This is a genomic window from Jiulongibacter sediminis (assembly GCF_001306455.1).
GTDB classification, from domain to species: Bacteria; Bacteroidota; Bacteroidia; order Cytophagales; family Spirosomataceae; genus Jiulongibacter; species Jiulongibacter sediminis.
On record NZ_LGTQ01000005.1, the window covers coordinates 1,014,452 to 1,038,619 of the forward strand.

At 40.8% G+C, this 24,168-nt stretch carries 18 protein-coding genes; 6 read left to right on the top strand and 12 right to left on the bottom strand.

The window, feature by feature from the left end; translation table 11 throughout:
* Positions 1-23 precede the first annotated feature (23 nt).
* From AFM12_RS04490 to AFM12_RS04515, 6 genes are read left to right on the top strand one after another with little or no spacing between them, the layout of a single operon-like run.
* Positions 24-2,498: a polysaccharide biosynthesis/export family protein gene (locus tag AFM12_RS04490; RefSeq protein WP_082391192.1), complete on the top strand. Its 2,475-nt coding sequence runs from the start codon at positions 24-26 to the stop codon at positions 2,496-2,498.
* Positions 2,499-2,504: 6 nt separating this feature from the next.
* Positions 2,505-3,596, top strand: a complete 1,092-nt coding sequence (locus tag AFM12_RS04495; protein WP_055144307.1) for a hypothetical protein — start codon at positions 2,505-2,507, stop codon at positions 3,594-3,596.
* Positions 3,597-3,607: 11 nt separating this feature from the next.
* On the top strand, positions 3,608-4,441 hold the full coding sequence (locus AFM12_RS04500) for an ABC transporter permease (protein ID WP_055144309.1): 834 nt from the start codon (positions 3,608-3,610) through the stop codon (positions 4,439-4,441).
* A 3-nt stretch (positions 4,442-4,444) separates the two neighbouring features.
* Positions 4,445-5,689 (top strand): ABC transporter ATP-binding protein, encoded by a 1,245-nt coding sequence (locus AFM12_RS04505; protein WP_055144311.1) that lies wholly within the window; start codon positions 4,445-4,447, stop codon positions 5,687-5,689.
* 55 nt (positions 5,690-5,744) lie between these two features.
* Positions 5,745-6,824 (top strand): DegT/DnrJ/EryC1/StrS family aminotransferase, encoded by a 1,080-nt coding sequence (locus AFM12_RS04510; RefSeq protein ID WP_055144313.1) that lies wholly within the window; start codon positions 5,745-5,747, stop codon positions 6,822-6,824.
* Positions 6,825-6,826: 2 nt separating this feature from the next.
* Positions 6,827-7,999 (top strand): glycosyltransferase family 4 protein, encoded by a 1,173-nt coding sequence (locus AFM12_RS04515; RefSeq protein ID WP_131458187.1) that lies wholly within the window; start codon positions 6,827-6,829, stop codon positions 7,997-7,999.
* Here AFM12_RS04515 and rnhB read toward each other — a convergent pair.
* From rnhB to AFM12_RS04580, 12 genes are all read right to left on the bottom strand, one after another.
* The gene (gene rnhB / locus AFM12_RS04520) at positions 7,996-8,577 is read right to left on the bottom strand and encodes a ribonuclease HII (protein ID WP_055144317.1); all 582 of its coding nucleotides are present in this window, start codon (positions 8,575-8,577) and stop codon (positions 7,996-7,998) included. The two genes, AFM12_RS04515 and rnhB, sit on opposite strands and share 4 nt — an antisense overlap.
* Positions 8,578-8,671: 94 nt before the next feature.
* Positions 8,672-10,186 carry a glutamate synthase subunit beta gene (locus AFM12_RS04525; protein WP_055144319.1) on the bottom strand — a complete coding sequence of 505 codons (1,515 nt, stop codon included), beginning with the start codon at positions 10,184-10,186 and terminating at the stop codon, positions 8,672-8,674.
* A gap of 34 nt (positions 10,187-10,220) precedes the next feature.
* A complete protein-coding gene (gene gltB, locus AFM12_RS04530) occupies positions 10,221-14,774 on the bottom strand; it encodes a glutamate synthase large subunit (RefSeq protein WP_055144321.1) in 4,554 nt (1,517 codons plus the stop codon).
* A 294-nt stretch (positions 14,775-15,068) separates the two neighbouring features.
* The gene (locus AFM12_RS04540; protein ID WP_055144326.1) at positions 15,069-16,325 is read right to left on the bottom strand and encodes a sulfate adenylyltransferase subunit 1; all 1,257 of its coding nucleotides are present in this window, start codon (positions 16,323-16,325) and stop codon (positions 15,069-15,071) included.
* A gap of 83 nt (positions 16,326-16,408) precedes the next feature.
* Positions 16,409-17,362: a sulfate adenylyltransferase subunit CysD gene (cysD, locus tag AFM12_RS04545; RefSeq protein WP_082391193.1), complete on the bottom strand. Its 954-nt coding sequence runs from the start codon at positions 17,360-17,362 to the stop codon at positions 16,409-16,411.
* An 8-nt stretch (positions 17,363-17,370) separates the two neighbouring features.
* Positions 17,371-18,051 (bottom strand): phosphoadenylyl-sulfate reductase, encoded by a 681-nt coding sequence (locus AFM12_RS04550; protein WP_095533191.1) that lies wholly within the window; start codon positions 18,049-18,051, stop codon positions 17,371-17,373.
* 1 nt (position 18,052) lies between these two features.
* Positions 18,053-18,934, bottom strand: coding sequence for a sulfite exporter TauE/SafE family protein (locus AFM12_RS04555; RefSeq protein WP_055144328.1), 882 nt, complete (start codon positions 18,932-18,934; stop codon positions 18,053-18,055).
* Positions 18,935-19,069: 135 nt separating this feature from the next.
* Positions 19,070-19,837, bottom strand: coding sequence for a uroporphyrinogen-III C-methyltransferase (cobA, locus tag AFM12_RS04560; protein WP_055144330.1), 768 nt, complete (start codon positions 19,835-19,837; stop codon positions 19,070-19,072).
* A gap of 2 nt (positions 19,838-19,839) precedes the next feature.
* Positions 19,840-21,918, bottom strand: a complete 2,079-nt coding sequence (locus tag AFM12_RS04565; protein WP_055144332.1) for a ferredoxin-like domain-containing protein — start codon at positions 21,916-21,918, stop codon at positions 19,840-19,842.
* A gap of 89 nt (positions 21,919-22,007) precedes the next feature.
* On the bottom strand, positions 22,008-22,916 hold the full coding sequence (locus tag AFM12_RS04570; protein WP_055144334.1) for a ribonuclease Z: 909 nt from the start codon (positions 22,914-22,916) through the stop codon (positions 22,008-22,010).
* Between the two features lie 10 nt (positions 22,917-22,926).
* Complete coding sequence (locus AFM12_RS04575; protein WP_055144336.1) at positions 22,927-23,271, bottom strand: hypothetical protein; 345 nt, start codon at positions 23,269-23,271, stop codon at positions 22,927-22,929.
* Entirely contained in the window at positions 23,243-24,142 is a 900-nt protein-coding gene (locus AFM12_RS04580) for a glycosyltransferase family 2 protein (RefSeq protein ID WP_055144338.1), read from the bottom strand. Before AFM12_RS04580 ends, AFM12_RS04575 begins: the two co-directional genes overlap by 29 nt.
* Between the last annotated feature and the right edge of the window lie 26 nt (positions 24,143-24,168).

A 24,168-nucleotide genomic window follows, 5' to 3' on the forward strand; every position in this document is an offset into this window, starting at 1 on the left:
AATAGTTTATTTAAAGTCTTTCTATGAAACTGTCCAAAGTTAGGAATTCAGTTCGACTCCCGAAAGTTCTAATTAGCATATTGATTTGTACTTTTTCCACATTTTGGGCTTCAGCCCAATATCCTGCCGGTTATCCACAAGGCTACCCTCAAACGGGAGGAATTCCAGGTTACCCTAATGGATATCCGGTTGGCAACTATCCAGGCCAAACCACTCCAACCAGAACAGGCACTCTTCCTACCGGCGATGGTATTAGAACGACTGAAATGACAGAAGAAGATGAGCAAGCTATGACTCATGAGGATTCTGTTAGAGTAGCCCTGGAAGAACGCGAAACAGAAGACCTCGCTCTTGAAGACTTCAGGAGAAAAATCTTTGGTTACAAGCTTTTTAATGGAAGAACTTTTGACCCTAATAGCGTTCTGAACATCCCTACGCCTAACAACTATGTTCTAGGGAGCAACGACCATCTTATCATTGATGTTTACGGTGCTTACACACAATCCCAGCAAGAAGTTGTGATCAATGCTGATGGATATGTCACTTTGAATCGAGCCGGTGCCATAAAGGTTGGGGGACTACCCTTTGAGGAGGCTGAGGCCAATATCAGAAAGGCCTTATCAAACACAATTGCTGGTTTTAGCACAGGAACTACAAAACTCAGAGTTTCATTGGGAGACGTGAGAAGTATAAAGGTTACTATTACAGGTGAGGTTATAGCACCCGGCACCTACACAATGAGCTCTCTCAATTCCATTTTCAATGCTCTTTATCGTGCAGGCGGGCCAAACGAATTGGGTTCGTTCAGAGAGGTCAAATTGATTCGTGATAATAAGGTTATTGCTACCCTTGACCTCTATGATGTGCTTATTAAAGGGTACTCTGATAGCAACAGACTATTGAAAGACCAGGACATTATTCAGGTACCTACCTTTAAAAATCGGGTAGCTGTTTCCGGTGAAACGAAAAGAAAAGGCTACTTCGAGTCTACAGATGGAGAAACACTTGAAAACCTGATGGTATACACAGGAGGTTTCTCACCGAAGGCCTATACTCATCGTGTTAAGGTTTACAGAAACACCCCGAGAGAGAAGGAGATTCTTGATGTTACTAAAATTAATTTTAGTCAATTTAAGCTTCAAAGCGGCGACTCGCTCTTTGTGAGTGAGGTGATTGATAGGTTTACAAATCTGGTTAGTCTTGAAGGTGCAGTTTATCGACCGGGAGAATATTCCATAAATAGCAATGCTACGCTTAAGGCCTTAATAGAAAATGCTGAAGGAGTTTTACCGGATGCCTTAATTGGAAGAATTTCAATTCTAAGAACAAACGAAGATCTAACCAGCTCAAATATTTCAGTTAACTACAGAGACATTCTCAATGGAACTGCCGAAGATATCCAACTTCAGCGTGAAGATGTGGTCATGATTCCGTCAAAATTTGATCTTTATGAAGAATCATTCATTCGTATTTCCGGAGCTATCAATAATGAGGATGCTGGAGATGGCGTAGAAATTCCATTTGCTAGAAATATGACACTTGAGGATGTATTGGCAAGAGTAGGGGGTCTTACCGAAGCTGCAAGCCTGTCACGGGTTGAAATCGTGAGAAGGAAAAGAAACGTCGATGTATCAAAAGCAAATGCTCAGATTTCAGAAATCATCAATCTCGAGGTTACACCGGATCTTGAAGTAGTAAGTGGACGTCAAAACATTGTGCTACAGCCTTACGATGAAATCTTTGTAAGACGTTCACCCAATTATGAAGAGCAAAAATTTGTAGACATTCAGGGTGAGGTTTTTTATCCGGCCAAATACGGAATTGAGAGCAAAGAAGAAAGAATAAGCGATGTTATCAAAAGAGCAGGTGGTTTAACACTTCAAGCTTATATACCTGGAGCTACTTTGATCAGAACAATAGTACTTTCGGAAGTGGAACTAGAACAACGTCGTCAAGCCTATGAAGATCTCGCAGGAGCCGCAGATGACAGTCAGATCATTGAACTTGATGAAGTGGATGAAACTATTGAAGAGTCCATTGGTATCAATCTATCGAAAATTTTAAGAAACCCAGGCTCTGATGAAGACCTAATTCTTCGTGACGGAGATATTATCAGAATTCCTCAGGCTTTGGAGACCGTTCGTGTTCAGGGCGAAGTGCTTTACCCAACCAGTGTTAAATACGCTTCAAACAACAATTTTGTAGATTATATAAGTGGTGCAGGTGGATTTACTAAACAATCTTTCAAAAGAAAGGCTTACGTAAGGTATCCAAACGGTTCAATAGATAGAACACGAAAATTCCTTGTTTTCAATATCTACCCTAAAGTACAGCCGGGCTCAGAAATTATCATTCCTGAAAAGGCTCAAAATGGTGCTGAGCAATTAACTGCCTTTGGTAGTATCCTTGGAACCTTGAGTGCCACATTAGGTACGATTTTTACAATTTACAGCTTGGTAAAGCTTAACACTCCTGCACCGTCATCTGGTACTAATTAATTGTTAATGGAAACAAAAAGCTCAATAGATACTCAGGTTTCTACCAAAGAACTTCTGGTAAAAACGTTCGGCTTTTTTAAGCTGCTTTTTACCAAATGGAAAATTTGGTGCTCTGCCCTGCTATTAGGAGCTATTGCAGGCCTCATTCATGATTATTTTGTGGATGAAGAGTTTAACTATCGTGGTGTTATTATTTTTAATCTGGAGTTGGGAGGCAGCACTCAAATGAGCCAGTTTGGAGGTCTTGCCAGTACCCTGGGCCTAATGGGTTCACAGGGTGCTTCGAGTGGAGAACTCTTCACCAGTCAGAATTTCCCCACAATTGTAAGATCAAGAGCCGTAATTGAAAGGGCTCTAATGAAAGAGGTTGAGGTGGATGGTGATACCTTGCTCATGATCAATTATGTTGCCGATAGCAGTGACATAGCGGAAAAGGAATGGGGTGGTGATTTATTCCACAAACCGTTTACAGCAGCTATTAATTATACTTTTGAGAAAAAGGAACCAAAGGACTTTACCATTCTCGAGAACCAAATCATAAACACCATTTATGAGAAACTGAGGGATGCCACATACCTCGATCTTGCAAAAGGAACGAATAGTATCATGGTACTTTCCGCTCTTTTGTCAGACGAAAAGCTCACCAAAAAATGGGTAGAGACCGTTTTGGAAACGACAGAAGAGTTTTATGTGGAAATGAAAACCAAGAAAACTCGAGAGCTTCTGAAGATTCAGGAAAAAAGACTTAAGAAGTTAGAACAAGATCTTCTTTCAACAGACAGTCGTACAGCTCAGTTGGCTCTTCAAAACCCGAATTTCATAGACCCTTTGGGGAGAATGCAGGAAACTCAGGCGAACAGAAAGTCAAACTTTCTTTCCAATCAATATGTCACTCAACTGGCCACCATTGAAGGCCTGGAAAGAGTCATACTTGAGCAAACTCCGATTTTTACAATTGTGGAAGAAACGAGACTTCCTCTTGAGAAAGATTTTAACCGTGAAGGCCTTGATGTCAAACTGGCTAGTCTTGCGGCTTTGGTATTAACTATTTTAACGCTTGTTATTGTGGATGCTTATAAGCAGATCATGAAGCCCTAAAATTATCATCTTTGAAAAGCGAAAAAGTAAGAGTAATAACCGCTAAACCTTCTTTCATTGAATACTGGAAAGAGGTTTTTGATTATCGAGAGCTCTTTTGGATTCTGGCCAAAAGAGACATTATGGTCAGGTATAAACAAACCATTTTCGGTGTTCTTTGGAGTATACTACGCCCTTTAATCTCCTCCCTGGTTTATGTTTTTGGGGTTAACAAAATCGGAAATCTTGGAGCTAATTCAGAGATCCCTTACATCCTCATCATTCTTCCCGGAACTATCCTTTGGTTATTTTTCTCTCAATCTTTACTGAATATCAGCTTAAGTATTGTTACCAATAATAATCTGGTCGCCAAGGTTTTCTTCCCCAGAATTATTATTCCGTTCAGTTCTTTTTTTCTGGGTTTGCTTGACTTTCTGATAGGGCTAATCGTTTTTTTCGGGTTTAGCTTTTATTATGGTTTGTTCCCCGAAATAAAAATCATATTCACTGTTCTTTTTGTGGTTCTGGCCTATTTAGCCACAACAGGCATCGGACTTTTCGCCGCCGTTTTAAATGTGAAATACCGGGATATAGGCCAGTTAATTCCTTTTGTCCTTAGTTTCGGACTTTTCATTTCTCCTGTTTTGTACACCACTGACAAAGTGATGGGTGACTGGACCTATAATTTGTATGTTTTGAATCCCGCTGTAGGGGCCATAGATGGTCTCCGATGGGCTTTACTCGGCGAGCACGCTCAGTTTAACTGGGATAGTTTTATACCACTGGTTGTTTTCTGTATTGTCAGTGTTTTTATTTCAATTCGCTTCTTCAGAAAGCACGAAAACTCTTTTGTAGATTATATTTAAAGGATGTCGGTAATAGAAATCAATAATGCCTCAAAGAGTTATGTCATTAAGCATAAGCTTAACAAGGGAAACACCCTTAGAGATGACATTGTCAACTTTACGAACTCTGTTTTCAGAGGAAAAAAAGCATCTAAAAAAGAGCTTTTCTGGGCTTTGAAGGATATCAACCTGAAAGTAGAACAAGGTGACAGACTTGGCTTAATTGGCTCAAATGGTGCCGGTAAATCTACACTCCTGAAGCTTTTGAGCAGAATTACAGCCCCAACAAGTGGAGAGATTAAAATAACGGGGCGAATGGCCAGCCTTCTTGAAGTTGGTACCGGATTTCATCCAGAGTTAACGGGTCGTGAAAATATATACCTCAATGGCTCAATTCTTGGCATGAGGAAATACGAGATTAATCAGCAATTTGACAATATTGTGGAGTTTGCTGGTATCCAAAAATTTCTGGATACGCCTGTTAAGCGTTATTCCAGTGGAATGTATGTTCGTCTGGGTTTTGCCATTGCCGCTCATTTAGAGCCAGAAATTCTTGTTGTAGATGAAGTTCTGGCCGTAGGCGATGCTGATTTTCAAAAGAAAAGTATCGGTAAAATGAGGGACGTCTCGAAAAGTGGAAGAACCATCCTTTTTGTGAGTCATAATCTCACCGCCGTAGAAAGCCTTTGTAATAAAGGAGCCTTTCTAAATAAGGGAGAGCTCATTGACCACGGTCCTATCAAAAATGTGATTAATAATTACATTCAAAAGGTATCCTCGTTCAAGATCAAACAAGAATGGATTGACATCTCCGATGCCCCAGGCGAAAACGGCATCTACGCCAAAAGAGTTGAACTTACTTCTGACGAAGGCCTGGAAAGCGGGATACAGTTAACCACAAGAATTCCGTTGAAAATTGAATATGAATTCTGGAATGATTTGGAAGGGGCGAACCTTAACCTAAGCGTTTTCCTTTATTCTATGACCGGGGAGTGCATTTTTAACATGGCCAATGAAAGCCAAAGCTTTAGCAAGGGGATTGTTTCATCGGAGTTTAGAATTCCGGGAGATTTTCTTAATGATGGATCTTACTTCATCTCCTTAATGGTAGTTCAAGATGGCCTGAAGCCACTTTTTGTATTTGATGAAGCTCTGCAATTTGATATTCATGACTTCAGAGAAAACTCTGAATACCTTGGTAAATGGCCCGGAGCTATCAGACCAATGCACCTCAAAGTGAAGAGCTGGCAAAAAGAACTGGCCGAATAAGCACTTATTTCCTTTCATTCTTTAATTTTGGTCTTCACCTTAAAGCCGGCCGTTTGTGAGCATTTTTGTCACCAAGACCTTTTTACCGCCCAAAGAAGAATATCAGAAATACCTTGACCAAATCTGGGAGTCGCATTGGTTGACCAACAATGGCCCTATTCTTCAAAAACTTGAAGCAGAATTAAAAGACTTCCTGAATTATCAGAACTTTCTTTTTGTCAGCAATGGAACCATTGCGATCCAGTTGGCTATAAAAGCTTTAGACTTAAAAGGGGAAATAATAACCACCCCCTACTCCTACTGTGCCACCACCACATCTATTTTGTGGGAAAACTGTAAACCTGTTTTCGCCGATATCAATGAGCATGACCTCAACATCAACCCTGATTTAATCGAGGATAAAATCACCGATAAAACCGAGGCAATTATTGCCACACATGTTTACGGAAATCCATGTGATGTTGACAAAATTGAAGCTATTGCAAAAAAGTATTCACTTAAAGTTATTTATGATGCGGCTCATGCTTTTGGAGCAAGCTTGAGAGGAAAATCTGTTTTAAACTATGGCGATGTATCCACCTGTAGTTTTCATGCTACAAAGGTTTTTCATACCATTGAAGGTGGTTCTGTGATGTGTAAAGATGATGGTCTTTTTGAGAAAATTAAGCTTTACCGGAGTTTCGGTCACATAAATGATGATTATTACACCCAGGGAATAAACGGTAAAAATTCTGAATTTCATGCCGCCATGGGTCTGGCAAACCTTCCTTATCTTTCTGGAAATATTATCAAAAGAAAGCGAATTTCTGAACTTTATGATTCTCTTCTTGATTCTAATAAGCTTATAAAGCCTGAAACAAAAGAGGCTGACTTTGAGTATAATTACGCCTATTATCCAATTGTTTTAGAAAACGCCGAGATAACAAATCAGGTAATTGATGAGCTTAAAGCACAAAATATTCATCCGAGGCGTTATTTTTATCCTTCGCTGAACAGATTGGATTACGTGCACAGCCAGGATATCTGTCCGGTTTCAGAATCTGTGGTACAGAGGGTTCTTTCTCTCCCGTTATATCCTGATCTGGCGGAGGAAGATGTCAAACGAATCTGTCAAATCATCAACAAAACCCTATAAAATTGAGTCGTTCAAAACCTAGTATTCTATTTATAAGTCATGACGCAAACAGGGCTGGTGCTCAGCTTTTTTTGCTCAACATTATGAAAGATTTCCAGCAAAGAGGTTTTGAGATGGAGTTGCTGTGTATGACTAAATGGGGACCTCTTTTGCCTGAATTTGAGGCTATTTGCCCCGTAAGTACTGTTCCTGAATCCAATCAGGGGCGAATGTCAAAGCTTTTTGGAGGCAATCCGGAAGACTCCATAATGAGTTACATCCGAGTTCGATATCAGCAAATTGATATTGACTTAATTTACGCCAATACAATCGCCTGTGCCGGCTTGGCTGTAATTGCCAAAAAGGCACTTGAAGTGCCTTTAATTTCACATATTCATGAGTTGCAATTCTCACTGAACATGTATGCTGAAACAGAAGATAAAAGAAGACTTTTCGAACTCTCTGACGGTGTAATTGCCTGTTCTCAGGCCGTAGCCGATAATCTGATCGCCAATAATGGCGTAAATCAAGATAAAGTGAAGGTCATTCATTCTTTCATTGATAATGAAAGAGTTATTGATGTGATTGAAAACTCAAATTCTGACCAAATCTTTGAAGAATTTCAACTACCTCGGAACCAATTTTTAGTTGGAGCCTGTGGCAATGCAGAATGGAGAAAAGGTCTTGATATTTTTATCAATATTGCTCAGGAAGCATCTCAAAAGCTTAATTCCGTCCATTTTGTTTGGATCGGTGTTAAACCTGAGGGTGAGTATTACGATCAGGTTATGTACGATGTTCGTAAAATGGGCATTGAAAATCAAATTACTTTCATTCCTCCCACTCCTAAAGCTGTTGAAATCATCAATACCCTGGATGCTTTTTTGGTTTCCAGCCGTGAAGATCCTTTTCCACTGGTAATGCTGGAGGCTGCTTTATGCGAAAAGCCCATTCTGGGTTTTGAAAACTCTGGAGGCTGCTCAGAGTTTGTCAAAGATAAGGCCGGTTTACTAGCAAAATACATGCATATTTCCGGCGTTGTTGACAATCTTAAAACCTTTATTGAAAACGAACAACTTCGAAAAGAGAAAGGTGAAACTGGTAAAAGACAAATTCTTGAATTATACAATTTTGATCAATCAAGTCTCAAACTCAAAAATTACCTGGAGCAATTTCAAACCGAAAATGAGGTTTAATCTTTCAAAAGGCGGAAGGTTTTCCTGTGAAGATCTGTAATTCCGAACTCCTTGATAGCCGCCCTATGTTTTGGTGTCGGATATCCGGCATTTTGCTCCCAACCGTATTGAGGATACCTCTCAGCATACTTTTCCATTAGATCATCCCGATAGGTTTTAGCCAGAATACTTGCCGCGGCAATACTTTGATATTTAGCGTCTCCCTTTATAACACAAGTGTGGGGTATGCCAAAGTAAGGTTTAAAACGATTTCCATCAACCAACAAATGTTCAGGCTTCACCTCCAAAAGTGTGACAGCCTTATGCATGGCTTTCACGCTGGCCCAAAGGATATTAATTTCATCAATCTCAGTTTGGCTACATATACCAATGGCAAATGCACTGGCTTCAGCTTTAATGATTTCAGCTAGTTCATTACGAGATAATTTATCCAGCTGTTTGGAGTCGTTTAGCATAGCATTATCATACCCATTGGGTAGTACGACAGCAGCGGCAACGACAGGTCCCGCAAGGCAGCCTCTGCCGGCTTCATCAAGGCCTGCCTCTATACACTTGTCATTATAAAAAGGTAGTAGCATACAACAATATTAAAATCATAGGCCCAAAATTCAAAAAAGCAGCCCTCATATGAGAACTGCTTTCCATTTTATACAATTATAATTTTATGCTTCTTTAAACACCCAGGTAAGAAGGCGAGATCATTGAAACAGCCTTTGCTTCGAGGAAAGACTCACCCATAAGATACTCATCTACAGCTCTGGCAGCTTCACGACCTTCTGAAATGGCCCAAACAACGAGCGATTGCCCCCTTCTCATATCACCTGCTGCAAAGATTTTTTCATTGCTCGTTTGATATTTCGGAGCATTGATATTTCCTCTTTGGTCATATTCTATGCCTAGATCATTCAGTAATCCATCATGCTGAGGATGTAAGAAACCGGCCGCAAGCAAAGCCAACTCACAAGGAATCTCCTTCTCAGTTCCCTGGATATCTTTCATGACCATTCTGCCATTATCTTTCACCCATTCAATCTCTACTGTTTTCAGAGCTTTGAGGTTACCGTTTCCATCACCAACGAACTCTTTAGTATTGATTGACCAGCCCCTTTCGCAGCCTTCTTCATGAGAAGTACTGGTTCTGAGTTGCATTGGCCATAAAGGCCAAGGAGTACTTTCGGCCCTCTCTTTTGGAGGCATTGGCATGATCTCAATCTGACTTATACTCTTCGCTTTATGACGATTTGAGGTACCCACACAGTCAGAGCCGGTATCACCTCCACCGATGACAACCACATTCTTATCCGTTGCCCAGATTTCTCCATTCTCATAAGCAAAACCCTGATGGTCAACCGACTGATCGACATTCTTTCCTTTTGAGTCAGCGACTCTTTTGTTTTGCTGACTTAGGAACTCCATTGCAAAATGAACCCCTTTAAGCTCTCTTCCCGGAATATTCAAATCACGTGGCACTGTAGAACCTCCTGTAAGCACGACTGCGTCGAAATCTCTTTCTAGTTGAGAAGCTTTTACATCAACACCAACATTGACGCCGGTTTTGATAATGATACCTTCAGCCTTCATAACTTCGGCCCTTCTATCAATAATATCCTTGTTCAGTTTAAAATCCGGAATACCATATCTGACAAGACCACCGATCTGATCTGCTCTTTCATAAAGTGTGACAGTATGACCAGCTTTGTTCAACTGATCAGCAGCTGCCATACCAGCAGGGCCAGATCCTACCACGGCTACTTTCTTACCGGTTCTGTTTTTTGGCGGCTGAGGTACTACCCAACCTTCTTCAAATGCTCTTTCGATAATTGATTTCTCAATATATTCGATAGCCACCGGCGGTTTATTGATACCGAGAACGCATGCAGCCTCACAAGGTGCCGGGCAAATTCTTCCAGTAAACTCCGGGAAATTGTTAGTACTGGAAAGGAGCTCATAGGCCAATTTCCAGTTTTCATCATAAACGGCGTCATTAAACTCAGGAATGATATTTCCTAAAGGACAACCGCTGTGACAAAAAGGTATACCGCAATCCATACATCTGGCTGCCTGATCTTTCGTTTGCTCACTGCTGTAAGCAACGTCGACTTCCTGATAATCCTTTTTTCTATCTTCTATGGCTCTCTTTTGAGAAGCCTTTCTTTCTATTTCTAAGAAACCTGTAGGTTTTCCCATTTTAATCTTGTTGTACTTTTAAAATTAGATTTCTTTATGCCGCTACCAAATTGGCTTTCTCTTTCCTTTCTGTCAGAATACGCTTGTAATCACGAGGATAAACCTTCACAAACTTATTCTTTACGCTTTCCCAGTTGTCAAGAATCTCCTTGGCAACCGTGCTTTTCGTAGCTTCCAGATGCTTGTTGATCATTCCTTTCAACATAGCCTCGTCGTCGGCATCTATTTCTTCAAGGTCAACCAACTCTTTATTACACTTCTCATCGAAACTGTCATCCTTGTCAAAAACAAAGGCTAAACCTCCACTCATACCAGCAGCGAAGTTCCTTCCGGTTTCACCAAGAATAATAGCGGTTCCACCCGTCATATATTCGCAACCGTGGTCACCAATACCTTCCACAACCACTCTGGCACCGGAGTTTCTCACACAGAATCGCTCACCTGCTAAACCTCTGATGAAGGCCTCACCTGAGGTAGCTCCGTAGAATGAAACATTACCAACAGCCATATTTTCCTCAGCTTTGAAAGTAGCTTCTCTATCAGGATAAACGATCAGTTCCGCACCACAAAGACCTTTACCGAAGTAATCATTGGCATCACCTTCAAGTTCAAACTTCAAACCTTTCGTTGAGAAAGCACCAAATGACTGACCAGCAGTTCCTCGGAATCTGTAATGAATTGTACCCGCAGGCAAACCATCACCTTTGTATTTCTGAGAGACCTTGTTTGAAAGCATGGCTCCGATGGTTCTGTCCAGATTATTAACCTTGTATTCAGCTTTAACCTGCTCACCTTTTTCAAGTGCAGGTTTAGCATCTTTGATCATTTGTCTGTCTAAAACCAATTGAATACCATGATCCTGCTCCTCCTGCTTATATTGAGCTACGTCTAAGGTTGTTGGCTCTTTGTAAAGGATTTTTGAAAGATCAAGCTCTTTGTATTTCCAGTGCTTGATATCATTTCTCTTCTCAAGCAACTGCACTTGACCAACCATCTCGTTGACAGTTCTGAAACCTAGCTCAGCCATGATTTCACGCATTTCCATCGCCAGATAAGTAAACATGTTCACCACATGTTCAGGCTTGCCGCTGAATAGAGCTCTCAATTCTTTTCTCTGCGTGGCAATACCGACCGGACAAGTATTCATGTGGCACTTACGCATCATGATACAGCCTGCAGCTACCAATGCAGCAGTTGCTACACCGTATTCTTCCGCACCAAGCAAGGTTGCAATGGCAAGATCGCGACCAGTTCTCATCTGACCATCGGCCTGAACTACAATACGACCACGAAGTTTGTTTTTAACAAGAGTTTGATGCGTTTCAGCAAGACCAAGCTCCCATGGCAAACCAGCATGTCTGATTGAAGAAAGTGGCGAAGCACCCGTACCTCCATCATAACCAGCAATGAGTACCACATCAGAGTGTGCTTTTGCAACACCAGTTGCAATAGTACCTACTCCAGCTTCAGAGACCAGTTTTACAGAAATTCGAGCATCCTCGTTAGAGTTTTTCAAATCATAAATCAACTGAGCCAAATCCTCAATAGAGTAGATGTCGTGGTGCGGTGGTGGAGAAATCAAACCAACACCCGGAGTAGAATGTCTTACTTTACCGATCCAGTCATCAACCTTATGACCCGGAAGCTGACCACCTTCACCAGGCTTAGCTCCCTGAGCCATTTTGATCTGCAGCTCCTTCGCATTTGACAGGTAATAACTTGTTACTCCAAATCTACCGGAAGCCACCTGCTTAATTTTTGAAGATAGGTTGTCTCCATTCTCATCCGGAGTGTAACGAATCTCGTCTTCCCCTCCTTCACCTGAGTTTGAGCTACCGCCAATTCTGTTCATGGCAATGGCGAGCGTCGTATGAGCCTCCCATGAAATCGAACCGAAAGACATGGCTCCTGTCGCGAATCTTTTGAAGATTTCTTCAACAGACTCCACTTCATCCAGAGGTACAGGCTCAGACTCTTTGAATTGAAGAAGACCTCTTAAAGTCAAAGCGTCCTTGGTCTGATCATTGATCAGCTTGGTATACTTTCTGAATATTTTGTATCCTTCATTAATGTCCTTCTCGCCTACTCTACATGCCTGCTGAAGCAAATGAATAGTATCCGGATTGAACATGTGCTTCTCACCACGCTGTTTCCATTGGTAAACGCCGCCCACTTCAAGTCGTTGAACAGACTCCTGTTCAACAGCAGGATAGGCAACACGGTGTCTGATGATAACCTCTTTGGCAATTTCATTGATACCCAAACCACCAACACGAGAAACCGTTCCGGTGAAGTACTTGTCAACAACAGATTTATTCAAACCAAGACACTCGAAAATCTGAGCTCCCTGATACGACTGAAGTGTTGAAATTCCCATTTTTGAGAAGATCTTCAATAGTTCTTTATCTGCAGCCTTGATATAATTATAGTAAGCTTGTTCATCCGTAAAATCACCGTCAAGTCTGCCATCCTGATTCATTTGAGTAAGGGTCTCAAAAGCCAGATATGGACAAACTGCCGCTGCACCGAACCCAATCAGTGTAGCAATATGATGAGACTCCCAGATATCGGCAGCCTCCACAACCAAACCTATTTCACCACGTAATCCTTTTTTAATCAAATGATGATGAACTGCTGATGTTGCAAGCAAAGAAGGAATAGCCGCATGCTCAGAATCAACCGCTCTGTCTGATAAAATCAGGATCTCAAAACCGTCTCTGATCGCGTCTTCGGCATATCTACAGATTCTTTCAAGAGCAAAGGCCAGCGATTCTCCAACATTCTCAGTATTGGCAAAGAAGTAGGAATTGATAGTTTTAGCCTGGAATCCTTCATAATCCACAAACCTCAGTTTATCAAATTCCTTCGGAGTCAATACCGGCTGTTGTAACTGTACTTGTCTACAGTGCTTAGGAGACTCTGTCAGAATATTTTGTGCAGAACCCACAAAAGATATCAAAGACATAATTGATCTCTCCCTAATGGAATCAATCGGTGGGTTGGTTACCTGAGCAAAGAGTTGCTTGAAATAAGAAGATAGGTGCTGACTTTGATCAGAGAGAATAGCCAATGGCGTATCCACACCCATTGAACCAATCGCCTCTTTTCCAAGAGAAGCCATAGGCCCAAGAATCATTCTTAGATCCTCAGAAGTATAACCGGCAGTAATTTGTCTTTTGAGAAGCTTTTCTCTGCTGTAATGCGTATAAGGTCTGATGGACTCCGGAAGATTCTCAATATTGATTTTGTTATTATCAATCCACTCCTGATACGGCTGACGACTACAAATATCTGCTTTCAACTCCTCGTCAGGAATAATACGGCCTTCTTCCATGTCAACCACGAACATACGTCCTGGTTGTAAACGGCCTTTTGAAACTACCGTTGACTGGTCAATATCTAAAACACCGGCTTCTGAAGCCATTACTACGGTATCATCGTTCAATACCCAGTAACGTGAGGGTCGAAGACCATTTCTATCAAGAGTGGCTCCCACTATTTTGCCATCTGTAAATGATATGGAGGCAGGGCCATCCCATGGTTCCATGATAGTAGCGTGATACTCATAAAACGCCTTTCTTACCGGATCCATATCTTCATTACCATCCCAGGCTTCCGGTACAAGCATCATCATTACATGCGGGAGCGAACGGCCAGACATGTAAAGAAGCTCAATCGCATTATCAAGCATCGCTGAATCTGAGTTTCCTGCCTCACAAATCGGCAGAATCATATCCATTTCTTCTTTGGTGAAGAACTCAGAGAAGAAAGTCGTTTCAGCGGCTCTGATCCAGTTTACATTACCTTTTACGGTATTAATCTCACCATTGTGAGCGATATAACGGAAAGGCTGAGCCAGTTTCCATGAAGGGAAAGTGTTGGTAGAGAAACGGGAATGTACAATTGCAAAAGCCGACACTACTTTCTCATCCTGTAAATCAGGGAAATAATATTTCAGCTGATCAGTGGTAAGCTGACCTTTATAAGATATTGTTCTGCAAGAAAGGCTTGAGCAGTAATAACGCTCCTTAGCACCTTTCACAGAGTCTTTAATTACTCCTGAAGAGTACTGACGCAATACATATAATTTACGCTCAAAAGTAAGCTCATCTTCAATATCACTTGGTTTCTTTACAAAAACCTGCTCTACCCAAGGTTCTACTTTCAATGACCCTTCGCCAAGCGTGTCATTCAAAGTAGGAACTTTTCTGTAGCCTAAAATTTCAAGGTTTAACTCTTTTGCCAGACGATTAAAAATCTCTCTGGATTCTTCTCTTACTTTCTGATCAAAAGGAAAAAAGATTTGTCCGACGCCATATTCCCCTGCACCGGGAAGTTTAAAGCCATTTTTTCTCGCTTCCGAAATAAAAAATTCATGCGGTATCTGTAGCAAAAGACCTGCCCCATCACCTGTATTGGGGTCGCAGCCACAAGCACCACGGTGATCCATTCTTTCCAACATCTGAATGGCATCGGTGACAATACTGTGCGATTTTCTACCCTTTAAATGGGCTCTGAATCCAATACCACACGCATCATGCTCAAACTCCTGCTGGTATAAACCTGTGTTTTGTTGAGTTTCAATCATTCCTTAAACTATTATTTTGATGTACTCAGGGGCCGTATTTCACCTTCCTTTTTCACTCAGTAAAAGATTGGCAGACTATAAAACTGTTGATTTTATTTTAGGCTCCGACTTGCAATATAATAACAAAAAAAGTGGACAACGGCAGTCCATTTTCAATTTTATTGTCTTGACAATTAAAAAATTTTTATTTCAAAACTTTGGCTTAGAATAATACAATTTAGCAAATGAAATCATAAAAAAAGGAGACGATTGTGGTCAATTATCTCCCTATTATCCTTAGAAACTCTAATTCAGTTATTGAATAAATCCAAGTCCGGCAGTGTTATTTGTCATTGGGTCAATCAAGATAAATGAGCCGTTCAGGGGATTATCTGCGTATTTGTCCGCGAATAGTTCACCTGCTGTTTTAATGTTGACCAATCCGATTTCATTCAGCTTAATATCAGATCTTTCTGAAGACTCTTCTAAATGCTCCACATCAAGGACAGACTCAATAGACAAAATTTTGGCCTTTTGATCATTGATACCATGCTGAAGAATATACGTCTTTCCAGCTGACAACGGAGTACTATCCATCCAGCATATTTTAGCCTGAATAGCTTTTGTACCTTCCGGAGCCTGGCCCACTTTGGCCAACATGTTTCCACGACTGATATCAATGTCATCCTCGAGCGTAATCACCACGGAATCACCGGCAGAAGCCATATCAAGCTTGGTTTCAAACTTCTCAATAGACTTAATTGAAGATATTTGTCTACTCGGCAATGCAATTACCTGATCACCCACCTGAAACTCACCACTACTAATTCTACCGGCGTAGCCTCTGAAATCATGATATTCAGTCGTTTTTGGTCTGATCACATACTGAACTGAAAGACGAGCCGGGAAATCATCATCTCCGATTCTCTGCTGTCTGTTTTCAAGCTGCTCCAGCTCCTGAAGTAGAGCATTCCCCTCAAACCAGCTCATTTTTTCTGATTTGGTGGTGATATTCTCACCATATAAAGAGGAAAGTGGAATGAAAGTAATTTTCTGACCTTCAAAACCGGATTTACCTACTGTATTTTCAAAATCAGCTTTGATCTCCTCAAAACGCTCCTGGCTGTAATCTACAAGGTCCATTTTGTTGATAGCCACGATTACGTTCTCCATTCTTAGCAAAGAGCTGATATAATAATGTCTCTTTGTTTGCTCAGACACCCCGTTTCTGGAGTCAATAAGAATGATAGAAACAGAAGCGTTACTTGCACCTGTCACCATGTTTCTGGTGTACTCAAAGTGCCCCGGAGTATCAGCAATAATATATTTACGCTGCGGCGTATTGAAATAAATATGAGCTACATCGATTGTAATCCCCTGCTCACGCTCAGCAATTAGGCCGTCAGTCAATAAGGACAAATCGGTAAAGTCAAGTCCTTTTCTTTTGGAAGCTGATTCCAGAGCCTCGATTTTGTCTTTCGTGATTGATTTTGTTTCGTACAACAAACGGCCGATCAGAGTACTTTTCCCATCATCCACCGAACCTGCTGTTGCTATCTTAAGTATGTCCATTTCTCTATTTTGAAAATTGAATGCGTAAGACCGGTTAAAGAAGCTATTTCTTTAAATAACCGACCTTCGTCACATGTCTTGTTTTAAAAATACCCCTGCTGCTTTCTTTTCTCCATCGCCGCTTCTGATCTCTTATCATCAATTCGGGCACCGCGTTCTGAAATTTCAGCACTTACGATTTCATCAATGATCTGATCAATATTATCTGCATCTGAGCTTACGGCTGCCGTACAGGTCATGTCTCCTACTGTTCTGAATCTCACGACGGCTTCATAAGGTACTTCATCTTCTGACTTATTGATAAAGTCGGAATCTGACCAAATCATACCATCACGATCAAACACCTTTCTGGTGTGAGCGTAGTATATTGAAGGAATTTCAATTCCCTCTTCTTTGATATAATTCCATACATCAAGCTCCGTCCAGTTTGAGATAGGGAAAACTCGAACGTTTTCACCAATTTCAATCCGGCCATTTAACATATCAAACATTTCAGGGCGTTGCTTTTTGGCATCCCATTGACCGAAATCATCTCTGACACTGAAAATACGTTCTTTAGCTCTCGCCTTTTCTTCGTCACGACGAGCTCCACCAATACATGCATCAAATTTGTTGGCTTCAATATGATCAAGTAGCGTCACGGTTTGCAGAGCATTTCTACTGGCATATTTGCCGGTCTCCTCTTTAACTTTACCTTGCTGAATTGACTCCTCTACTGAACCTACAATTAACTCCAGTCCAAGTTCAGCGACCAGTTTATCTCTGAATTCGATGGTTTCAGGGAAGTTATGACCGGTATCAACATGTAATAAGGGAAAAGGAATCTTGCCTGGGTAAAAGGCTTTTTGTGCTAATCTTACCAAGGTAATTGAGTCTTTACCACCAGAAAATAGAATAGCCGGCTTTTCAAACTGAGCTGCCACCTCTCTCATGATATAAATGGCCTCATCTTCAAGCTGCCTCGGGAAACTTTTGTTTGTAGCGTAATCAGTTCTGTTGTTCAATTCTGACACTGTTTCTTTCGTATTTAAATTCATTTTCAATTCTATTTTACCGCGTGTAAGCCACACTCCTTCTGAGATTCTTCCCACCACCATCTACCGGCTCTTGGGTGCTCACCTTCGGTAATTGCCCGGGTACATGGGGCACAACCTATGCTCACGTAACCCTTTTTGTGAAGACTGTTTTGAGGAACTTTATTTTCTTTCAGATAGATGCCTAACTGATCAAAAGTCCAGTCAATCAGCGGATTAAACTTATGAACCTGATTGGCCTCATCCCACTCCCACATCGGCATGTCTTGTCTGTTTTCACTTTGGTCAGCACGTAGACCTGTAACCCAGATATCCGCATTTTTCAATGCTCGCCGCAAAGGTACGATCTTCCGAATAAAACAGCACTCTTTACGGTTTTCAACGGACTCGTAAAAGCTATTGAATCCTTTCTCTTTGACCAGTTTTTCAACCTTATCCTGATCAGGAAAATAAGTTGTAAAATCCTTTTTATAACGATATTTGGTCTTATCCATCACCTCATAAGTTTCCTGAAAATGACGGCCGGTGTCCAGCGTAAAAACCTCAATTTCCAGATTTTGAGAAAAAATGGCATGGGTTATGGCCTGATCTTCCTGGCCGAAAGAACTGGAGAAAACAATATTACTATGGTTTTCAACGACCCATTGTAACCGCTCTTCAAGTGTTTTATTTTTTAACTCTGCGTTCATCATCTTAAAAAAATACAGTAATCACATTCAAGACACTTACCAAAATAACTACCACGGCTACGGTAATCATCAGTGTCTTTGTTGGAATAAATTTCACTAAATATGCCCCCAAAGGTGCGGCAAAAATACCTCCAATAATAAGAGCCGCGATATGCTGCCACGCCTGAGTATCTACGAACAACATAAAAATGCCGGTGCTGAAAAATGCCACAAAAAACTCCGCTGTATTAACGGTACCTATCGTTTCTTTTGCCGGATTACCCTTACTTAACAGATTTGATGTTACTAAAGGTCCCCAGCCACCACCACCGATTGCATCAAAAAAGCCTCCGTAAAGTCCGAGAATGCCAAGGTTTCTGTTGGCTGGCACTGCCGGTTTCTTTTTGAAGGCTTTGAGTAATATCGTAATACCTAGAAATACCAAGTAAATGGAGACAAAAGGTTTAATGGTATCCCCGTCTAAAATTTCGGAGATCGCATAAGCACCAATCATGGAACCAACTACCCCTGTAATGACGATTCTGAAAAACATTTGCTTATCAATGTTTCCAAGAAAAATATGGGAAAGCCCCGAAACCCCTGCCGTAAAGACTTTAGCAGTATGAACACCTGCTGTTGCATATGCTGGTGGTACCCCAACACTAAGCATCATAGAACTACAGGTGGCACCATAGGCCATTCCAAGAGCTCCATCAATCAGTTGAGCAATGAAACCCACAAAAACAAAATAGTAGAATAAGGGATCCAGTTCAAAAGTAGCAGGGGAAAAATCAACATATACCCGGTATATCAAAACGCCTGCGAGTACCAGTTTCATTACCACCATCAGGATAGCAATGCTCTTAAATTTTACGATGTCGCTAAGCGAAAGTGCAATTTTTTCCATTCTGAAAAATCTTTCGAAAACAAATAACAATTAGTACTATTCTTAGAAAAACGACCGATTAATAAGTCTTTTTGATGACCATTTATTTTCTCATTATAATTGAGAAATTAAATCATTACGTCTTCTTAATCCACATCAGGCTCTTCGCTCATAAGCGAGGAGCTTTTCATTTTCCGTCTTCCCAAAACCGTTTTTCAAGGCGTGTACTACATCACCAATTATGATAACCGCAGGATTACTCAAGTCATTAGCCTCGGCCATTTGAAGAAGCTCACTTGCTTTTCCCACACATTTTTTTTCTTTTGAAGAAGAGACGTTTTGAATAATTGCAGCAGGTATATATCCCTTTCCTGCATTAACCAAAATATTTGAAATCTCTTGCAGCTTACTCATACCCATCAAAATGACCAAAGTCGCATTTGATTGGGCTGCAAGCTGAACATCACGACTTAAAGAGCGATCTTTTTTATGACCCGTAATGACCCAAAAACCATCCGCACTGTTTCTATCTGTTAACGGAATGCCACTCATACCAATAGAGTTTACCGATGATATTCCCGGAATGTAGGCAGCTTCAATTCCTCTTTCCGTAGCGAAATTGATCTCCTCTCCTCCTCTGCCAAAAACAAACGGATCACCTCCCTTCAAACGAACAACATGACCTTTCTCAATGGCCTTCTCGACAATGAGTTCATTGATCTGATCTTGAGAAATACCTCTCTTGTGTCCTCTTTTGCCAACGTAAATCAACTCAGCTTTCTCAGAGCAATGCTCCAAAAGTTCATGATTTGCCAATGCGTCATACAAAACCACATCGGCTGAAGCCAAAGCCTTAACAGCTTTTAGCGTAATCAGATCAGGATCTCCGGGACCAGCACCAACAAGTGTTAATTTTGGATACATGATCAGGCGGTTTGTAATGATTTGCTTTCTTCTCTGAATTTGATGGCTTTGTGAATAAAACTCTCGGCCTTTGAAAGGTAGTCAAGTGCAAACTCTTTAGAGGGTTCATTCTTATTTATTCCAAGAATTTGCTCGGCAATTAATCCTCCAAACTCTTCTTTATAATTTTCATCAAACTCAGCAATTACACGCATCTGAGTATTGGTTTTCACATCTTTGTCCAGCAGAAGAGCTTTAGCAGCATTCACCTGAGCAGCATAGATGTGGTAAATTCCATCGGCATATCGTTCTTCAGCAATGGCCTCTTTAGCGTTATCAATTTTCTCTTCACTCTCAAGGAACAGAACTCCTACTAAGTCTACAATTACTGACGCACACTCACCTACCCCAATCTCTGTTTTAAACTGCTCATCTCTTCCCCAATCCACAAAATCAGTTTCCTGAAGATTATCAAGTTCAGCCAAAGGCTTTAGAAGATCATAAAAGTAGATTTTACCCTGACGGTCGTAGTAGTCATTAAAGCTTTCACCTTCATTTTTGAATTGCTCATAATCTCCTAAAACAGAAATCAGCACCTGAGGTCCTCTTTTACTAGGCACTTTAATAACTTTTTCAGCTGCTCTTCCTTCTCCACTACCAAGGGCCCCTCCTCCTAATAATACCTGAAGAGCCGGCATTACCCTTTTATCTTTTGTACGAATGCTGCTTCCATGGAAACCAATATTGGCCATTCCATGCTGACCGCAAGAATTCATACAACCGGAAATTTTGATATTGATTTCTTTATTTTTTACCAATTGAGGAAAGTTTTGTTCAAGTGTCTCTTCAAGTACTTTGGTTACGCTTGTACTGTCTGAGATAGCAAGGTTACAGGTATCCGTACCCGGACAGGCCGTGATATTGAAAACACTATTGGCACCAGAACCGGCAAAACCGTATTTTTTCAGAACCTGATAAATATAGGCTAAATTCTGGGCCGGCACATTTCTTAAGAAAAGTCCCTGATTAATTGTAACCCTTATATCATTACCAATAAACCCTTCAAGCTCACCTAAAATTTCTCGCGAACGAGTGGTACTGATATTTCCTAAAGGAACGCGGACATAGACACCCCTGAGGTCTTCCTGCTTTTGAACTATCACATTGGTGTCTAGCCACGTCTTATATTCTTCAGATTCGTCTGTTGTTTCTGCAATTTTATAGGCTAACTCCGGAGCATCCGTAAGCGTATTAATCTTTACTTTTTGATTTTTTAATGAAGCTCTTTCTGCCTCTAAAAGGCTCATGAACTCATCAAGACCAATCTTGTCGAGCAAGAATTTCATTCTCGCTTTGCTTCGGCTGTTACGCTCGCCATGACGATCAAAGACACGTAAAACGCTCTCAGCAAAAGGAATGATTTCATCTTCATGAAGAAACTCATAGGCTACATCGGCCATTCTTGGCTGGGCACCTAAACCTCCACCCACAACTACCTTAAATCCTCTTTCTCCATCCTTAATACGAGGAATAAAACCCATATCATGCATAAAAGCCAGACTGGTATCCTCATCAGTATTAGAGAAAGAAACTTTTATCTTACGCCCCATTTCTTGGCAAATAGGGTTTCTCAGGAAATACTGAAAGAATGCATGAGCATATGGCGTCACATCAAAGGCTTCACCTTTATCGACACCAGCAGTTACTGAGGCGGTCACGTTTCTGACCGTGTTACCGCAAGCTTCTCTTAAGGTTACATTATCACGCTCCAGCTCGCTCCATAACTCTGGGGTACTATCAAGGCTAACGTAATGAATTTGGATATCTTGTCTCGTCGTAAAATGAAGATTACCTGTAGAGTACTCATCACAAACATCACAAATTCTCCTCCACTGATCAAATGTCATTTTGCCATAAGGCAGCTTTATACGAATCATCTGAACACCCTGCTGACGCTGGCCATAAACACCTCTCGCCAACCTCAGACTTCTGAATTTCTCCTCATCAATTTTCCCTTCCTTGAAAAGACGTATCTTTTTTTCTAAATCGATGATATCTTTTTCTACCAGCGGATTCTCCAATTCTGTTCTGAAACTCTGCATAAAATCACTTCCTTTTTGATGTAATGATGTGCAAAGATATTAATAATCTACTAAATCGGTAGAGTATATAGTTTAAATGTCCAAATTTTTTATTTTATCTCATAATTCTTGCCCTGTTCCGCCAATTCTGAGTTCTCGAAAACAGCCTGAGCCTCAGTAAGATGCCCTTCAATATCTTTGTATCTGGAGGAGAAATGACCGAGCACTAACTTTTTAGCTCCTGCAGCCTTCGCAATTTCAGCAGCCTGTTCAGCAGTGCTGTGTTGTGTTTTTTGAGCTCTGGCGGTCAATTCTTTGGTAAAAGTAGCCTCATGATAAATCAAGTCTGCGTTCTTGATGGTCTCAAGCATTCCAGGATTAAAGGCTGTATCTGAGCAGTAGGCAAAAACCTTTGGCGGATCGCCCTCAGTGGTATAGTCGAGATAATGATATGTTACCCCATTGAGTTCATCAGTGACATCTTTACCTTCTTTGAGCAAATGAATAAAAGTATGTGGAAAATCATCCGGCAATTTATCCGGAATTAAATGCCTTTGACCTCTTTTTTTTGTGATCAAAAAACCTGTAGTAGGAATTCGGTGAATCAATGGAAAACACTCAATCTTAAAGTGCTTCTTTTCCAATACCAATTTTCTGTGTTGAGGGTCTGTTGGCACAAAAATGAGTTCGAAGCTCAAATCATTGCCTGAGTTCAGCAACTGTATATTCACGATCTCCAGCAGGCTTTTCGGGCCAATTAGAGTCAGCGGTTCGTTTCGTCGGGCAAGACTAAGGCTGGATAGTAAGCCAACTAAACCAAAGTAATGATCTCCATGCAGATGACTTATGCAGATAGTTCTGAGACGAGTATGCTTGATTTTATGTTCAAGCAGGCGAAATTGAGTACCTTCTCCGCAGTCTATCAGCACATACTCGTTTTCTATCTCAAGCAAAAATGCTGAAGGGTGTTTCCCTATCTGGGGTGTAGCTGATCCAATTCCGAAAACTGTGAATTTCAAAGTGGCTCTCTTATTCTTCGCCCATTTCAGAGCGAAACTGTTTTTCTAATTCGTTCATCATTATCGCCTCTTCGGCTTCATGAAGGGTGGGTAGGTAAATAATAAATTCGCTTCCCAATTCTTCTATACCCTTTTTCAAACTGTCATTATTGACAAAAATAAAAAGAGTATAGTTTTCTTCGAGCTCACTTTTGACTTCCTGCAGCCCACCCAAAACCTCATTTGAGAGTTCTCCGGTTAATTGAAAAACTGAAGAAACCTCAAGCTTTTTTAATGCTTGGTTCAATTCAACTTCTCCCTCAGCATCCTGAGTATAAAGCGTATAATTACCTTTTGACTCCTGTCTTACTTTCATTTAATTCCTGATTGTATTTCATTTCCCAAATCTTGGCATCAACTAAAAATCGGAACCAAAAACCTTGTAAAAAATGGAAAACCAAACCTTGTTTCCCTTCCAGAAAACCGCCTTTTAAAACGAATCTGTAACCAAAGTAAAGAAAGACTCTCAAAAAGATGGGATAGGAATAATATTTCATTCGCTGGTACCGTCGGTACTCCATTGGATTCCCCTCCTTATCAGCCTTAACCCTGCCGGCTTCCATTTCTTTTGAATAGGCAATGGCCTCAGCTGCCTCAAGTGTCGCCCATTTGTTATGTCTTTCGGTAAATGTGCTCAGAGACTCAGTAATAATGTCAATTACGTTTGACTTTAATACTATTGACTCACCATGAATAATAAAATGCTGATCGTAGTTTTTTTGTTCACACTCTCCATGCCCTTTCCTGAAAATAATGGCGTGATAGACTGGGTAATGTCCACCTTTTTTAATCCAACGGCCAAGGAACATGGTTCTACGAGAAGCCATAAAACCATTGATATTTTGTGGTATCCCGATTGAGAAATGATTTCTTAGTTCATCAGCCAGCTCAGGCATTGCCCGGTGATCAGCATCAAGATTAAAAATGAAATCATTAGCAATGTCAAGATTTTGGAAAGCCCAGTTTCTCTGGGTACTGTAATTCTCAAAATCATGCTGAACCATCTTTACATCAGGATATTCACTTATTATCTCAAGAGTTCTGTCCGTTGAAAAGGAGTCTACCACATAGATTTCATCCAGCCAATGATAAACACTTTCGATGCAATCTCTGATATTCTTTTCTTCGTTATACGTCAGAATGATAGCAGTGATCGGAAGTTTAGAACCTGATTTTTCTGAAGACATGAAGCAAAGATATATGATGTTTTTCT

Excerpts from the sequence above, each read along its gene's own strand:
- AFM12_RS04495 (WP_055144307.1), top strand. The coding sequence starts at position 2,505 with ATGGAAACAAAAAGCTCAATAGATACTCAGGTTTCTACCAAAGAACTT.
- AFM12_RS04580 (WP_055144338.1), bottom strand. The coding sequence starts at position 24,142 with ATGTCTTCAGAAAAATCAGGTTCTAAACTTCCGATCACTGCTATCATT.
- cysD (WP_082391193.1), bottom strand. The coding sequence starts at position 17,362 with ATGAATTTAAATACGAAAGAAACAGTGTCAGAATTGAACAACAGAACT.
- AFM12_RS04525 (WP_055144319.1), bottom strand. The coding sequence starts at position 10,186 with ATGGGAAAACCTACAGGTTTCTTAGAAATAGAAAGAAAGGCTTCTCAA.
- AFM12_RS04555 (WP_055144328.1), bottom strand. The coding sequence starts at position 18,934 with ATGGAAAAAATTGCACTTTCGCTTAGCGACATCGTAAAATTTAAGAGC.
- gltB (WP_055144321.1), bottom strand. The coding sequence starts at position 14,774 with ATGATTGAAACTCAACAAAACACAGGTTTATACCAGCAGGAGTTTGAG.
- rnhB (WP_055144317.1), bottom strand. The coding sequence starts at position 8,577 with ATGCTACTACCTTTTTATAATGACAAGTGTATAGAGGCAGGCCTTGAT.
- AFM12_RS04565 (WP_055144332.1), bottom strand. The coding sequence starts at position 21,918 with ATGCAGAGTTTCAGAACAGAATTGGAGAATCCGCTGGTAGAAAAAGAT.
- AFM12_RS04550 (WP_095533191.1), bottom strand. The coding sequence starts at position 18,051 with ATGATGAACGCAGAGTTAAAAAATAAAACACTTGAAGAGCGGTTACAA.
- cobA (WP_055144330.1), bottom strand. The coding sequence starts at position 19,837 with ATGTATCCAAAATTAACACTTGTTGGTGCTGGTCCCGGAGATCCTGAT.
- AFM12_RS04575 (WP_055144336.1), bottom strand. The coding sequence starts at position 23,271 with ATGAAAGTAAGACAGGAGTCAAAAGGTAATTATACGCTTTATACTCAG.
- AFM12_RS04540 (WP_055144326.1), bottom strand. The coding sequence starts at position 16,325 with ATGGACATACTTAAGATAGCAACAGCAGGTTCGGTGGATGATGGGAAA.
- AFM12_RS04490 (WP_082391192.1), top strand. The coding sequence starts at position 24 with ATGAAACTGTCCAAAGTTAGGAATTCAGTTCGACTCCCGAAAGTTCTA.
- AFM12_RS04505 (WP_055144311.1), top strand. The coding sequence starts at position 4,445 with ATGTCGGTAATAGAAATCAATAATGCCTCAAAGAGTTATGTCATTAAG.